The 14,015-nt window shown below is 73.0% G+C and carries 12 protein-coding genes and 1 riboswitch; of the genes, 3 read left to right on the top strand and 9 right to left on the bottom strand.

Translation table 11 applies throughout. The annotated features are described in order from the left end of the window. Nucleotides 1-250 precede the first annotated feature (250 nt). Both ACFC2L_RS15805 and ACFC2L_RS15800 read left to right on the top strand, forming a co-directional pair. The gene (locus ACFC2L_RS15805) at nt 251-1,252 is read left to right on the top strand and encodes an ATP-binding cassette domain-containing protein (protein WP_375825248.1); all 1,002 of its coding nucleotides are present in this window, start codon (nt 251-253) and stop codon (nt 1,250-1,252) included. Then, on the top strand, nt 1,252-2,103 hold the full coding sequence (locus ACFC2L_RS15800; protein WP_375825246.1) for an ABC transporter permease: 852 nt from the start codon (nt 1,252-1,254) through the stop codon (nt 2,101-2,103). The genes ACFC2L_RS15805 and ACFC2L_RS15800 overlap by 1 nt, the downstream gene beginning before the upstream one ends. 85 nt (nt 2,104-2,188) lie before the next feature. Here the strand turns inward: ACFC2L_RS15800 and ACFC2L_RS15795 are convergent, their stop codons facing one another. From ACFC2L_RS15795 to ACFC2L_RS15785, 3 genes are all read right to left on the bottom strand, one after another. After that, nucleotides 2,189-3,136: a universal stress protein gene (locus ACFC2L_RS15795; RefSeq protein WP_375825245.1), complete on the bottom strand. Its 948-nt coding sequence runs from the start codon at nt 3,134-3,136 to the stop codon at nt 2,189-2,191. Nucleotides 3,137-3,322: 186 nt separating this feature from the next. Further along, nucleotides 3,323-4,123 carry a C40 family peptidase gene (locus ACFC2L_RS15790; protein WP_375825244.1) on the bottom strand — a complete coding sequence of 267 codons (801 nt, stop codon included), beginning with the start codon at nt 4,121-4,123 and terminating at the stop codon, nt 3,323-3,325. A 2-nt stretch (nt 4,124-4,125) separates the two neighbouring features. Then, nucleotides 4,126-4,286, bottom strand: a riboswitch (cyclic di-AMP (ydaO/yuaA leader). Between the two features lie 167 nt (nt 4,287-4,453). Further along, a complete protein-coding gene (locus ACFC2L_RS15785; RefSeq protein WP_375825243.1) occupies nt 4,454-5,164 on the bottom strand; it encodes a metal-dependent transcriptional regulator in 711 nt (236 codons plus the stop codon). Between the two features lie 249 nt (nt 5,165-5,413). On the opposite strand from ACFC2L_RS15785, the gene serC reads away from it, so the two are divergent. Further along, a complete protein-coding gene (gene serC / locus ACFC2L_RS15780) occupies nt 5,414-6,556 on the top strand; it encodes a phosphoserine transaminase (protein WP_375825242.1) in 1,143 nt (380 codons plus the stop codon). A 97-nt stretch (nt 6,557-6,653) separates the two neighbouring features. Here the strand turns inward: serC and ACFC2L_RS15775 are convergent, their stop codons facing one another. The 6 genes from ACFC2L_RS15775 to ACFC2L_RS15750 all read right to left on the bottom strand — a co-directional run bounded on the left by ACFC2L_RS15775 (nt 6,654) and on the right by ACFC2L_RS15750 (nt 13,767). After that, nucleotides 6,654-8,000, bottom strand: a complete 1,347-nt coding sequence (locus tag ACFC2L_RS15775) for an MFS transporter (protein WP_375825240.1) — start codon at nt 7,998-8,000, stop codon at nt 6,654-6,656. Then, on the bottom strand, nt 7,997-8,455 hold the full coding sequence (locus ACFC2L_RS15770; protein WP_375825239.1) for a MarR family winged helix-turn-helix transcriptional regulator: 459 nt from the start codon (nt 8,453-8,455) through the stop codon (nt 7,997-7,999). Before ACFC2L_RS15770 ends, ACFC2L_RS15775 begins: the two co-directional genes overlap by 4 nt. 90 nt (nt 8,456-8,545) lie before the next feature. Then, nucleotides 8,546-9,895, bottom strand: a complete 1,350-nt coding sequence (gene manA / locus ACFC2L_RS15765) for a mannose-6-phosphate isomerase, class I (RefSeq protein WP_375825238.1) — start codon at nt 9,893-9,895, stop codon at nt 8,546-8,548. Between the two features lie 9 nt (nt 9,896-9,904). Then, nucleotides 9,905-11,380, bottom strand: a complete 1,476-nt coding sequence (locus tag ACFC2L_RS15760) for an NCS2 family permease (RefSeq protein ID WP_375825237.1) — start codon at nt 11,378-11,380, stop codon at nt 9,905-9,907. Nucleotides 11,381-11,465: 85 nt separating this feature from the next. Continuing rightward, entirely contained in the window at nt 11,466-12,212 is a 747-nt protein-coding gene (locus tag ACFC2L_RS15755) for a hypothetical protein (RefSeq protein WP_375825236.1), read from the bottom strand. 40 nt (nt 12,213-12,252) lie between these two features. Next, entirely contained in the window at nt 12,253-13,767 is a 1,515-nt protein-coding gene (locus ACFC2L_RS15750; RefSeq protein WP_375825235.1) for a sugar transferase, read from the bottom strand. Nucleotides 13,768-14,015: the final 248 nt, after the last annotated feature.

Below are 14,015 nucleotides of genomic sequence, written 5' to 3'. Positions count from 1 at the left end.
GCGGGGGGCGACGGCGCCGGTTCGCTCCACGCACCCCCCCGCGCATTCCGCCCGGCGGGGCGGCTTGTCCCCCCCCCGGGACACACCCCCGCCCCCGGAGGCTCTACGTCGCGCAACCACACTCCGCGCCGCGCAGGATGGAAGACGTGCGCGACCGATGAGTTCTGCCGGCCCCGACGGTCGGTGGGTGGGTGGCCCGGGGAGCCGGGCAGCTCGTCGGCTCCGGCGAACGACCACCCGCGGAGGGGACATGACCGACACTGCACGCGGCGACCTCGCCGTCGAGGCACGCGGCCTCGTCAAGCACTTCACGACCGGGAAGTCCGTCACCAAAGCGGTCGACGGCATCGACCTGCTCATCCCCGAGGGCACCGTGTTCGGCGTCCTCGGGCCGAACGGCGCGGGCAAGACGACCGCGGTCCGCATGCTCGCGACGCTCCTGCGCCCCGACGCGGGGACGGCGCGCGTGCTGGGCCACGACGTGGTGCACGACGCCGACAAGGTGCGCTCCGTCGTCGGGCTCACCGGGCAGTACGCGTCCGTGGACGAGGACCTCACGGGCACGGAGAACCTCGTGATGCTCGCGCGGCTGTACGGGTTCCTCGGCGGCACGGCGCGTGGGCGCTCGGCCGAGCTCCTGGAGGCGTTCGGCCTCGGCGACGCGGGCGACCGCCAGGTCAAGACGTACTCGGGCGGCATGCGGCGGCGCATCGACCTCGCGGCGAGCCTCGTCATGAGCCCGCGCGTGATCTTCCTCGACGAGCCGACGACGGGCCTGGACCCGCGCAGCCGCAACCAGGTGTGGGACATCGTGCGCGTGCTCGTCGCGGACGGCGCGACGGTCCTGCTGACGACGCAGTACCTGGAGGAGGCGGACCAGCTCGCCGACCGGATCGCCGTGATCGACCACGGCAAGGTCATCGCGGAGGGCACGGCGACGGAGCTCAAGCGCTCCGTGGGCGAGGGAGCGGTCCACGTCCGGCTCGCCGACGCGACCCGGCGGGGCCGCGCGGCGGAGGTCGTCGGCACGCTGCTCGGCACGGAGATCACGCTCGCGAACGACCCGTACGCGTTCACGGCGCGCGTGCCCGACGACGGCGCCGCGGACGTCGCGCGCATCCTGCCCGCGCTCGGGGACGAGGGCATCGTGGTCCCCGAGTTCACGCTCGGCCAGCCGAGCCTCGACGAGGTGTTCCTCGCGCTGACGGGTCAGCCCATGGACGACGACGAGACGACCGAGGAGGTGGCCTGATGGCCGCGGACCCCACCCTCACCGCCGCGGAGCTGTGTGCGCCGGAGGCGAACGCGCTGCGGGCGGCGGTCGCGCTCGAGCGACGGCCGTCGCGCCCGTCTGCGATGTCGGCGACCTTCACCTACACGTGGCGCGCGCTGCTCAAGATCAAGCACGTCCCCGAGCAGCTCTTCGACGTCACGGTCTCGCCGATCATCTTCACCTTGATGTTCACGTACCTGTTCGGCGGCGCGCTCGCCGGGGACGTGCAGAGCTACCTGCAGTTCCTGCTCCCCGGCATCCTCGTGCAGGCGGTGCTCTTCACGACGATCTACACCGGGTACACGATGAACACGGACATCAGCAAGGGCGTGTTCGACCGGTTCCGGTCGCTGCCCGTGTGGCGGCCCGCTCCGATCGTCGGAGCGCTGCTCGGCGACACCGTCCGCTACACGATCGCGTCGGTCGTGACCCTCGCGCTCGGCCTCGTGCTGGGCTTCCGCCCGCCGGGTGGCGTCGTGGGGGTCGTCCTCGGGATCGTGCTGCTGCTCGTCTTCGCGTTCGCGCTGAGCTGGGTCTTCACGGCGCTCGGGCTCGTGCTGCGCTCCCCCAACGCCGTCATGGGCACGTCGATGCTCGTGCTCATGCCGCTGACGTTCGCGTCGAACATCTTCGTCGACCCGTCGACGATGCCCGTCGTGCTGCAGCGCTTCGTCGACGTCAACCCGGTGACCCACCTCGTGACCGCGGTCCGCGGCCTCATGGCGGGAGAGCCCGCGACGGAGGGGATCGTCTGGGTCCTCGTCGCCTCGGTCGTCCTCACGGCGGTCCTCGCCCCGATCACCATGCGGCTCTACCGCAACCGGAGCTGACGGGTCGCCGGGGCTCCGGGCCAGAGCCGGACCTGCGAGGCGCACCCCCTCGCGGGTCCGGCGCTCCCGCCGCCCGCCGCGCGGCTCAGCCGTCCTCGGGCGGCGGCGCGTCGTCCTCGCACTTCTTCGTCACGACCATGACCGGGCACGCGGAGTGGTGCAGGACCGCCTGGCTCGTGGAACCGAGGAGGAGCCCGCGGAAGCCACCACGGCCACGGGACCCGACGACGATCAGGTCGGAGGCCGTCGAGAACTCCGTGAGGAGCTCCGCGCCCGTGCCGTCGAGGACGATGCGCTTGATCGTCAGCCCCGGGTGCTCCGACTCGTGGCGGTCGATGATGACGTTGAGGCCCTCGGTGACGTCCGCGAGCACCTGCTCGTGGTCGATCGACGCGGGCAGCCACGCCAGGAGGCCCGCGCCGGCACCGACCGGGACCCCGGCGACCGCGACGAGCTCCGCGCCCCAGGCCTGCGCCTGACGGATCGCGTGGCGCAGGGCGATCTCCGCCGACGGCGACCCGTCGACGCCGACGACGATGCGCCGCAGCGGCGTCACGGCGGGCAGCTCCTGCGGCGCGTCCTCCTCGCCCTTGGCCCCGGCACGGTACGGCACGACGACGGTCGGGCAGTGGGCGTGCGCGGGCAGCGCCGAGGACACGGTGCCGAGCAGCCGCTCGGTGAATCCGCCCCGGCCCCGCGTGCCGACGACGACGAGCGAGTGCTCGCGCGACATCTCGACGAGCACGCCCGCGGCGTCGCCCGTCGTCACGGTCGCGGTCGTGCGGACCCCGGCCGCCTCGGAGCGGGCGCGCGCCTCCTCGAGGACGGCCCGGGCGCCCTCCTGGATGGCCGAGTCGTCGAGCGCCGCGTAGCCGCCGTCCAGCGAGGCCGCCGTGAACGACGGCAGCGAGTACGTACAGACGATGTGGAGCGGCCAGCCCACCTGCAGCGCGTACGCCGCGGCCCAGTCCAGGGCGTGCAGGCTCGGTGCTGAGCCGTCGACGCCGACGAGGACGGATTCCGTGCGGGTCATGAGCGACTCTCCTCTCGACGGCCCGGTGCCATCGGACGACCAACCTAGCCGAGACCAGCGCGCCCGTCCGTCTGCCACGAGTCATGAACACGTCAAGAATGCCACGAACCCCGCCTCCTCGCGACGATGCGCGAGGTGACGGGGTTCGTCAGGCCAGTGACCGCGTGGGCCCTGAGGCGTGGGCGATCAGGCCACGCGGATGAACGTGGGGTTCGACTGCCAGATCTGACGGAACTGGACGGTCTTCCCGGGGCGCGGGGCGTCGATCATCATGTTGTCGCCCGCGTAGATCGCGATGTGGCCCGGCGTCCAGATGAGGTCGCCCGGCTGCGCCTGGTCGCGCGACACCTTGGTGCCGACGGAGCCCTGGGCGCTCGACGTGCGCGGCAGGCTGATGCCGACCTGCGCGTAGACGTAGCTGGTGAAGCCCGAGCAGTCGAAGCCGTCGGGGGTGGTGCCGCCGTAGACGTAGGGGACGCCCACGTAGCGCGCGGCGATCGAGACGATGGACGAGCCGTAGGCCGAGGCGGGAACCTCGACGGCCGCCTCCTGCTGGGCAGGAGCCTCGGACTGGGTGGACTGACGCTCCTGCGTCCGGCTCGTCTGCGTGGTGCGGACGGGCTCCGGCTCGGGCTCCGGCTCGGGAGCCGGGGTCACGGTGACGGGCGCGACAGCCTGCTCGATCGTGAACGCCGCGTCGGCCGCGACGGTCACCGCGGGTGCGGCCTCGAGCGCCTGGCGCGCCTGCGCGGTGAGGGCGCTGAGGTCGACGGCGTTGAGCTTGCCGGACTCGTTGTCGACGGGGGCCGCGGTCGCCGGGGCGGCGGCACCGATCATCGAGACGATGAGGCCCGAGGACGCGGCGACGACGGCGGTGCGGCGACCGACGGTCGACATCTGGTCCGACGCGGCCTGGGCGATTGAGCTGAGTGGCGTCACGGGACGCCGCGCCGCGCGGTGGCGGGCGCGAGTCGTGCTCACGGTCACTTTGTGCCTCTCCAAGACGCCTGCGAGGTCAGCTGTCGGGTTCGGGTGGAAGAGTCACCCGGCCGTCAGGACCGAGGTCCGTCGGGCTTCACCCCAAGGGCGCTGTCTCCAGCACCCGGAAGTGGGTCCCCCGTCCCTGTCATCGGGTCGTCGTTGGCCTCATGCGGTGACAGGGTTAGGCGTTCCGCGCGAGGACTCCGTCGAATGGGTATTCCGATGGAGCAGCACCGACCGTACAGGACGCCTCGGCAAAAGTCACGTTCCCATTACGAATCGATGCGGACGATCGCATCTCTGCAGGTCAGCGCCCGTTTGCCGGTGAACGGGCGGCTAGCCCCGGGCGACGAAGAGGTGACGCGCGACGTCGTCGGGCAGGTCCAGCACGACCTCCGCGCCCTCCCCCTGCACGGTCACGCCGCCGTCGCCCGTCGACCGCACGACGAGGGTCCGGCGGGGCAGCACCTCGGCCTCCGCGAGCCGTGCGAGCAGCTCGACGTCGACCTGGATCGGCTCGGCGATCCGCTGCAGCACGACGCGCGTCTCCGCACCGTCCCGGCCGTGCTCCGCGAGGAGCGCCGGGAGAGAGACGACGCCGTCGAGGAAGTCGACCTCCTCGAACTGCTCCCCGAGCTCCGGGAGGCCCGGGATCGGGTTCCCGTACGGGTCGAAGTGCGGGTGGTCGAGCAGCCCGATCAGACGCTCCTCGACGAGCTCGCTCATGACGTGCTCCCAGCGGCACGCCTCGGTGTGCACGTACTCCCAGTCGAGCTTGATCACGTCGGTGAGCAGCCGCTCCGCGAGCCGGTGCTTGCGCATGACGCGCGTGGCCTTGTCGTGGCCGACGGACGTGAGCTCCAGGTGGCGGTCCCCGGTGACGACCACGAGACCGTCGCGCTCCATGCGCGCGACCGTCTGCGACACCGTGGGTCCCGAGTGGCCGAGGCGCTCCGCGATGCGCGCGCGCAGCGGGACGATGCCCTCTTCCACGAGCTCGTAGATCGTCTTCAGATACATCTCGGTGGTATCGATCAGATCGGTCACGTCACGCTCCCAGTCGCTCGTCGGCTCGGGGCGCCCGGTCGTCGTCGCCGCGGGCGCCTGCCCGCACCGGCGGGCCGCTGGGGACAGTCTATGGCGAGCCCGTGACCCGGCCTGGGGACCGCGCGGGAGAACCCGTGGTGCCGGCCCCGACCGACGGCACGGGTACCCGTCCGCGACCCGGCGACCGCCGTCGACGCCCGTCCACGGACGCCGCTCCCGGCCCGCGCGCCACGCGCGTAGGGTGACGGCGTGCCCGATCCCGCGAACGCCCCGATCACGATCCCCTCGGACCTGCTGCCGGCCGACGGCCGCTTCGGCTCCGGGCCCAGCAAGGTCCGCGCCGCCCAGGTCCGCGCCCTGTCCGACGCCGGTGCGTCCCTGCTCGGGACGTCCCACCGCCAGGCACCGGTCCGCTCGGTCGTGCGCCGGGCGCGCGAGGGGCTCGCCGAGCTCTTCGCGCTGCCCGAGGGCTACGAGGTCGTGCTCGGGAACGGCGGCTCCACGACGTTCTGGGACGTCGCCACGGCGAGCCTCGTGCGCACCAAGGCGCAGCACGCCGCGTTCGGCGAGTTCGGTGCCAAGTTCGCCGCCGCGACGACGTCGGCGCCGTTCCTCGAGCCGTCGCAGGTGATCTCGGCGCCTGCCGGCTCCGTCGCGCTGCCCGCGCCGGCCGACGACGTCGACGTGCACGCCTGGCCGCACAACGAGACCTCGACCGGGGCCATGGCGCCGGTCCGCCGCGTCGAGGGGTCGCGCGAGCGCGGCGCGCTCACGCTCGTCGACGCCACCTCGGGCGCGGGGGCGCTCCCCGTGGACATCGCCCAGACCGACGTCTACTACTTCGCGCCGCAGAAGGTCTTCGGGTCCGACGGCGGTCTGTGGCTCGCGCTGTGCTCGCCCGACGCGCTCGCGCGCGCGGAGGAGGTCGAGTCGAGCGGTACGCGCTGGGTGCCGGAGTCCTTGTCGCTGCGCACGGCCGCGGCGAACTCGCGCCTGGACCAGACGCTCAACACGCCCGCGATCGCCACGCTCGTCATGCTCGCGGAACAGGTCGAGTGGATCCTCGGCAACGGCGGTCTCCCCTGGGCCGCGGCCCGGTCGGCCGAGTCGGCGACCCACCTCTACGGCTGGGCCGAGGAGTGCGAGTGGGCGACGCCGTTCGTCACCGACCCGGCGCAGCGCTCCACCGTCGTCGGCACGATCGACCTCGACGACGCGGTCGACGCGACCGCCGTCGTGGCCGCGCTCCGCGCGAACGGGATCCTCGACGTCTTCCCCTACCGCAAGCTCGGCCGCAACCAGCTCCGCGTGGCGATGTTCCCGGCGATCGAGCCCGATGACGTCCGCGCCCTCACCGCGTGCGTCGACCACGTCGTCGCGCACCTGGCCTGACGACCACGACCCTGCTCCGCGTCGAACACGACCTTGGTGTCGCTATGGAGGTCATAGCGACACCCAGGTCGTGTTCGGCGGCGGGGGGACCGAGGCGTCAGGCGGCGCGGGCCGCTTCCTCCGCGTCCTCGACCCCGAGGCGACGGCTCGTCTCGGCGCGGGCCGAGCGGTCCGTCGGGGTGCCCGCGTCGAGGTAGCGCACCACGAGGTGCGGGCGCTGGAGGACGCGGTAGCGGACCTCGAGGTGCCAGTTGCGCACGGCCCAGACGGCGGCGCCGACGGCGACGAGGCCGGCGGTGATCGACCCGACGCCGATGGCCCAGCGCGGGCCCCACGCCTCGGCGATCCAGCCGACGAGCGGCGACCCGACCGGCGTCGCGCCGAGGAACACGATCATGTAGAGCGACATGACCCGCCCCCGCATGACCGGGTCGACGGACATCTGGATCGTGGAGTTCGCGGCGGTCATCATCGTGAGCGACGCGAGGCCCACGGGGATGCAGGCGATCGCGTAGCTCGGGTACGTCGGCATGAGCGCCATGACGCCCGTCGCGACGGCGAACCCGAACGCGGACCCGATGACGAGCCGGACGCGCGGGCGCTCGCGCCGCGCGGCGAGCAGTGCGCCGGTCAGCGACCCGATGGCGAGGATCGACCCGAGGATCCCGTACTCCCCCGGCCCCTTGCCGAACTCGACCTTGGCCATCATCGCGGACGTGAGCTGGAAGTTGAGCCCGAACGTCGACACGACGCCGACGACGACCATGATGACGATGATGTCGGTGCGCCGGCGCACGTACCGGATGCCCTCGCGGATCTGCCCCTTCTCGCGCGGGGCGCTGGGCAGGACGTGGAGCTCGCGCGTGCGCATGTACATCAGCGCGAGGATCGTCGCCCCGAACGTCACCCCGTTGAGGACGAAGAGCCAGCCCGAGCCGACGGCCGCGATGAGCAGACCGGCGACGCCCGGCCCCACGAGGCGCGCGGCGTTGAACGACGCGCTGTTGAGCCCGACGGCGTTGGACAGCTTGTCGGCGGGGACCATCTCGGCGACGAACGTCTGGCGCACCGGGTTGTCGAACGCGGTGACGACGCCGAGGAGCCCGGCGAACACGTAGACGTGCCAGAGCTCGACGCGCCCGGACAGGACGAGGGCACCGAGGCCGAGGGCGAGCACACCCATCGCGCCCTGCGTGGCCATGAGGAGCCGGCGGCGCGGGAGCCGGTCGGCGAGCAGGCCCGCCCACGCGGACAGGGCGAGCACGGGCGCGAACTGCAGCGCTGTCACGACGCCGACGGCGATGCCGGAGTTGTCGGTGAGGTCGGTGAGGACGAGCCAGTCCTGCGCGACGCGCTGCATCCAGGTGCCGACGTTCGCGACGAGCGCGGCGCCGAACCAGACGCGGTAGTTGTAGTACTTCAGGGAGGAGAACGTCGCGCTCATCGGGCGGCGATCCGGGTCAACAGCTCACTGGCGCGGGCCAAGGTCTCTCTTTCGTCGGGCGTGAGGGAGGACAGCTGCTGCGTGAGCCACACGTCCCGGCGGCGGCGGGTCTCCTTGACCTCGCGCACGCCGGCGTCGGTGAGCCCCACGACGACCTGACGCCGGTCGCTCGGGTGCTCGCTCTTCTCCACGAGCCCCATCTCGACGAGGGCGTTGACGGCCCGGGTCATCGAGGGCGGCCGCACGCGCTCGTGCTCGGCGAGCTCGCTCGGCGACATGGCGCCGTGCTTGTGCAGCACCGTGAGCACGCCGAACCGCCCTTCGGGGAGGTCGGCCTCGCCGCGCTGGGCGCGCAGCCGGCGCGAGATGCGGGTGAGCGCCACGCGGAGCTCGCCGCCGAGAGTGGCGGGCCGGCACTGGCTCCGGGAGGGGGCAGTGGGATCCGCAGCAGGCATGATAGTTACCCTAACTCATTACCTAGAGTAAAGAAAGGGACGCACGTCACCCCCGCGGGCAGAGAGGGTGAGCGAGCCGTGCGGACCCGGTCAGGGCACGTAGGCGACGACGACGCGACCGTCGCCACGCGCGACGACCGGCCCGGTCGCGTGGGGCACGAAGACCGACCCGCCGCGCACCAGGCTCGTCCCGGCGACGTCCTCGTCGAGGTCCTCGGCGAGCGTCACGGCACCGTCGAGGCACAGCACGACGCGTGGACCGGCGTCGGGCAGGGGCACCGGGCCCGTGACCCGACCCGCCCGGAGCGCGAACTCCGCGACCGGCGGACGGTAGGTGACGAGGCCGGTCCCGTCGTCGACCAGCCGCGGTCGCGCGGCGGGTCCGGGCGTGCACGTGGCGCACTCGAGCAGCGCGTCGACGTCGACGAGCTTGCTCGTGAGCCCGGCGCGCAGCACGTTGTCCGAGCTCGCCATGACCTCGACCGCGCAGCCGGACAGGTAGGCGTGGACGTGGCCGGACGGCACGAACATCGACTCCCCGGGCGCGAGCGTGACCCGGTTGAGCATGAGGGAGACGACGGCGCCCGGGTCGCCCGGGTGCTGCTCGGCGAGCGCGAGCACCGTGGCGTCGGCGCGCCGCGACGTGCGGCGGGGGGCACCGGAACCGGCCGGGGTCCCGGCCGGAGCGTCGGCCCGGGCCCGCACCGACGCGACGGTCCGTGCGAGGTCCGCCGCGACGTCGGGCTCGGAGCGCGCGTGCAGGGCGAGCGTGAACGCCGTGCGGACGCCCGCCTCCGTGGGGCTGGCGAGGAGCGCCGCCCGCATGCGCCCCACGAGATCACCGTCGAGGCCGTCGAGGAGCTCGAGGATGCGGGTCGGCCGGCGGAAGCCCGACAGGCCCTCGAAGCGCGACACCGCCACGACCATCTCCGGCTTGTGCTGGTCGTCGTGGAAGCTGCGCAGCGGCGAGTCGCGCGCCACGCCCTCCCGGTTCTCGCGGTTGAACCCCTCGCGAGCGCGGTGCGGGTGCGGGTGCACCTGCAGCGAGAGCGCGCGCTCGGCGGCGAGCACCTTGAGGAGGAACGGCAGCCGGGGACCGTGCTGGTCGAGCACGCGCTGGCCCAGCACCCCCACCGGGTCCGCGCGCACCAGGTCCGCGAGCGTCGTGCCGGACGCCGCCGCCCCGCCCGGTCCCTCGCTCGGGCGCAGCGCGCCGTCGGGCACCACGCGCGACGGTGCGAGCGGGTGCGCGCCCATCCAGAGCTCGGCCGCCGGACGACCGTCCGGCTCCACCCCCAAGAGGTCCTGGATCGCCGACGTCGAGCCCCAGTCGTACGCCTGGACGGTGTTCTCCAACCGGTAGAACGCGGGCGGACGACCGGCGGGGACGGCGTCGTCGACCGACGCCTCTCCCGACCGCTCGTCCGCCGTGCTCGTCATGGGCCGAGCCTAGACGCCCAGCGCTTCCCGGATCGGGCCGAGGAGGAAGTACACGAGGAACATCGCCGACGCGACCCACATGAGCGGGTGGATCGCGCGGATCTTGCCGAGCGCGAGCTTGATGACGACGAACGCGAGGAAGCCCGCGCCGATGCCGTCCGCGATCGAGTAGGTGAACGGCATGACGATGATCGTGAGGAACGCCGGGATCGCGATCTCGACGTTCTTCCAGGAGATGCCGGCGATCTGGGTCATCATGAGGAACCCGACGAAGACCAGCGCCGGTGCGGCGGCCTCGTAGGGCACGAGCGCGACGAGCGGCGACAGGAACGTCGCGAGCAGGAACGCGACGCCCGTGACGACCGAGGCGAGACCGGTGCGCGCACCCTCGCCCGCGCCGGTGGTCGACTCGACGAAGCTCGTGTTCGACGACACGGAGCCGGCGCCGCCCGCGGCCGCGGCGAGCGAGTCGACGACGAGGATCGCGCGCGAGCGCGGCGGGACGCCGTCGGCGTCGTTGAGGCGCGCCTCGGCGCCGACGGCGACCATGGTGCCCATCGTGTCGAAGAAGTCCGCGAGCAGGAGCGAGAACACCAGCAGGATCACGGTGACGGTCGCGATGTTCTGGAACGAGCCCAGGAGCGAGAACTGGCCGAGGAGGCCGAAGTCCGGGACCTGCACGACGCCGTCGAACGTGGGCGCGTTGAGGTTGAAGCCGTTCGGGTTGGAGCCGTCGGGCGCCTTGGCGCCGATGTGCAGCGTGTTCTCCAGCACGACGGCGAGCGCGGTCGCCGTGAGGATCGCGACGAGCAGAGCGCCCTTGACCTTGCGGACCCACAGCACGATCGTCAGCACGAGGCCCACGACGAACACGAGGATCGGCCACGTGCCGAGGTTGCCCAGGGCGAGGAGCGTGCCGCTGCCCGCGGTGACGAAGCCCGCGTTGACGAGGCCGATGAGCGCGATGAAGAGGCCGATGCCCACGCTGATGGCCGTCTTCAGCTCGACCGGGACCGCGCGGAAGACCGCCTCGCGGAACCCGGTGAGCACGAGGAGCAGGATGATGAGGCCCTCGATGACGACGAGGCCCATCGCGTCCGCCCAGGTCACCCCCGGCAGCGAGGCGATCGAGTACGCCACGACCGCGTTGAGGCCCAGCCCGGCCGCGAGGCCGAGGGGGAAGTTCGCGAAGACGCCCATGGCGATCGTCATGACGCCCGCGACGAGCGCGGTCGCCGCGGCGATCTTGCCGAAGTCGGGCTCGGCGCCGCCGCCGAGGAACTGGCCCGTGCCGTCCTGGACGGTCCCGATGATCAGCGGGTTCAGCACGATGATGTAGGCCATCGCGAAGAACGTGACGAGACCACCACGGATCTCGGTGCCGATCGTCGAGCCGCGCTCGGTGATCTTGAAGAAGCGGTCGATCGCGCCGGACGCGGGGGCAGGCGCCTGCTCGTCCTCGTGGACGGAGGTGGGGGTGGACATGGGGAGAATGCTGCCAGAACCCTGTGACCGCGCGGTAACACGCGGGACACGGTCCGGCATCGTGCCCTGCGGGCGTCCTCCCACGTCAGGCGGCGCCGACGGCGGCGAGGGCCGGCGCGGGTGTGCTCGACGCCACGTCGGCGTCCTCGCGACCCTGCCGGCCGCGACCCCCGAGCGTCGTGGGACGCGGCGTGCCGACCCCGTGCCCGAGCCCCTCCGCGGTGGCGAGGTCGGTGACGGTCCGGGGAGCGCCGCTCGCGAGCTGCACGGCGTGGAGCGCGTCGAGGATCGCGGCCGCCCGCTCGCCGGCCGGGCCGGCGGGGACCCCGTGGACGAGCCGGGGCGGGTGAAGGAGGTCGACGACCGCGCGACCGGGCCGGTGCTCGTCCGGGACCCACGCGACGGTCGCGCGGACGCCGTCGGCGACCAGGCCCGCCGCGAGCCACTCCGCGGTCCCGGCGGGCACGCGGGCGCGCCCGACGACGAGGTCCCCGGGGCCGAGGTGCGGGGCGAGGTCGTCGAGCGCGTCGCGGAGCGTGGCCACGCGCGAGGCGCCGTCGGGGTCGGGGTCGGGTCCCGCGCCGACGCACAGGACGTGCACCCGCGCCCCCGCGACCGCCGTGCGGTCCGTCGTGGGGCGCAGCCGCCCGCTCACGAGGCCGAGCGCGAGGAGCCGGTGGAGCCGGGGCTCAGCGGCGCGGTTCAGTCCCGTGCGGAGCGCGTCGAGGGCAGCGGGGTCCGTGTCGTGGAGCACGACCTCGTGACCCGCCGCCGCGAGGTACGCCGCGTGCAGGACGCCACGGCGACCGCATCCCGAGACCGAGACCCGCACGACGCACCTCCTCGCGCCCGACCCTGCACCCCGGCCGGCCTCAGTAGGCCCCGGAGCCGGAGAACACCGCGCGCGCCGTGCGCGCGAGGATGAGGAAGTCGCCGAACATCGTCCAGTTCTCGACGTAGTAGACGTCGAGCCGGACGCTCTCCTCCCACGACAGGTCCGACCTTCCCCCGACCTGCCACAGGCCCGTGAGACCCGGCTTGACCAGGAGGCGACGACGCACCTTCTTCTCGTACTTCTGCACCTCGCGCGGCAGCGGCGGCCGCGGCCCGACGAGGCTCATGTCGCCGCGCAGCACGTTGAAGAGCTGCGGGAGCTCGTCGAGCGAGTAGCGGCGCAGCACGCGGCCGACGCGCGTGACGCGCGGGTCGTCGCGCATCTTGAACAGCGGGCCGGCACCGTCGTTCTGCTCCTCGAGGTGCTGGACCTCGCGGTCGGCGCCGACACGCATCGACCGGAACTTGAACATGGGGAACGTCCGTCCGTTGCGGCCGACGCGCTCCTGGCGGAAGAGCACCGGGCCGCGGCTCGTCGTGCGGACGGCGAGCGCGACGAGCACGAGCACCGGCAGCGCGGCGAGCGTGATGAGCGCCGCGCCGGTCCAGTCGATGACCGACTTCACGGCGAACTTGGGGCCCGTGAAGCGCGGCGCGTCCACGTGCAGGAGCGAGACGCTCTCGGCGGGCGTGATGGTGATGCGGGGCCCGGCGACGTCCGCGAGCTCGGCCGTGAGCATGAGGTCGACGCCGTACGGCTCGAGCTCCCAGCCGAGCCGCCGGACGACCTCGGCCGTGATGGCGTCCGAGCCCGACACGGCGACGACGTCCGCGCCGACGCGCGTGGCGACCTCGCCCGCGTGCCGCAGCTCCCCGAGGACCGGGACGCCGCGGATCTCCTCGCCCGCCCCGAACCCGCCCGAGGGGACGCACACGCCCACGACGCGGTACCCCGACTCGTCGCGGCCGTTGAGGTCGCGGATGAGCCGCTCGGCCTGGTCGCGGTGGCCGATCGCGAGCACCGCGGAGCGCATGCGCCCGTGGGCCCGCTGGGCGTGCAGCCACTGGCGCCACGCGTACCGTCCGAGGAGCAGCCCGCCGAGACCGAGCGGGAACGCGAACGCGAGGTACCCGCGCGCCTCGGGGAAGCGGAGCAGGAACGCGAGCACCGCGAGGACGGCGAAGAGGCGCCACGACGCGTCGAAGACCCGGTGGTACTCGGTAGGGCCGCTCCCCATGACGCGCGGGTCGCGCGTCCGGCTCGCGACGAGCGAGACGGACCAGGCGACGCCGACGAGGAGGCTGAGCACGACGTACGGCACGCGCGTCTCGCGGACGGGCTCGTTGATGAACTGGTCCCAGCGCAGGAAGTAGGCGACGAGCACGGCGACGACGATCACGGCGGTGTCGGTGAGCAGGAGCCGGCGCCGGTAGGCGACCTCCCAGCCCTGGGCGGCGAACGCGGCGCGCGCGGCGCGGATCCGGGCCGCGGGAGTCGTGGCGAGAAGGGTGCGCAGGCTCCGCCTGGCGTCCTCGGTGACGCTGTGGGACATGCGTCCACCTCCGGTCGGTTCTACACCCTGCATGGCGACTCATCCTAGGGTTCGGAAACTGCGGGAACGAGGGTTGTCAGGGGGTTTCACCCGGGTGAGAAGACGTTCCGCACCATCGTGGTCGGAGTCGTCCTGAGGGTCAGGATCCTGCGGATCTGGTGCCGCGTCAGCCGCTCGGAGAAATAGATTGGACGGGTGTCCAGGTTCCACGTTCTGCCGAAGGTCCGGATACCTCGGACGAAGGTCCC

It is taken from the genome of Cellulosimicrobium sp. NPDC055967 (genome assembly GCF_042269845.1).
In the GTDB taxonomy this organism is placed as follows: domain Bacteria; phylum Actinomycetota; class Actinomycetes; order Actinomycetales; family Cellulomonadaceae; genus Cellulosimicrobium.
The sequence above is the reverse complement of the archived record's forward strand: the minus strand, read 5'-3'. Positions and strand labels throughout refer to the sequence as shown.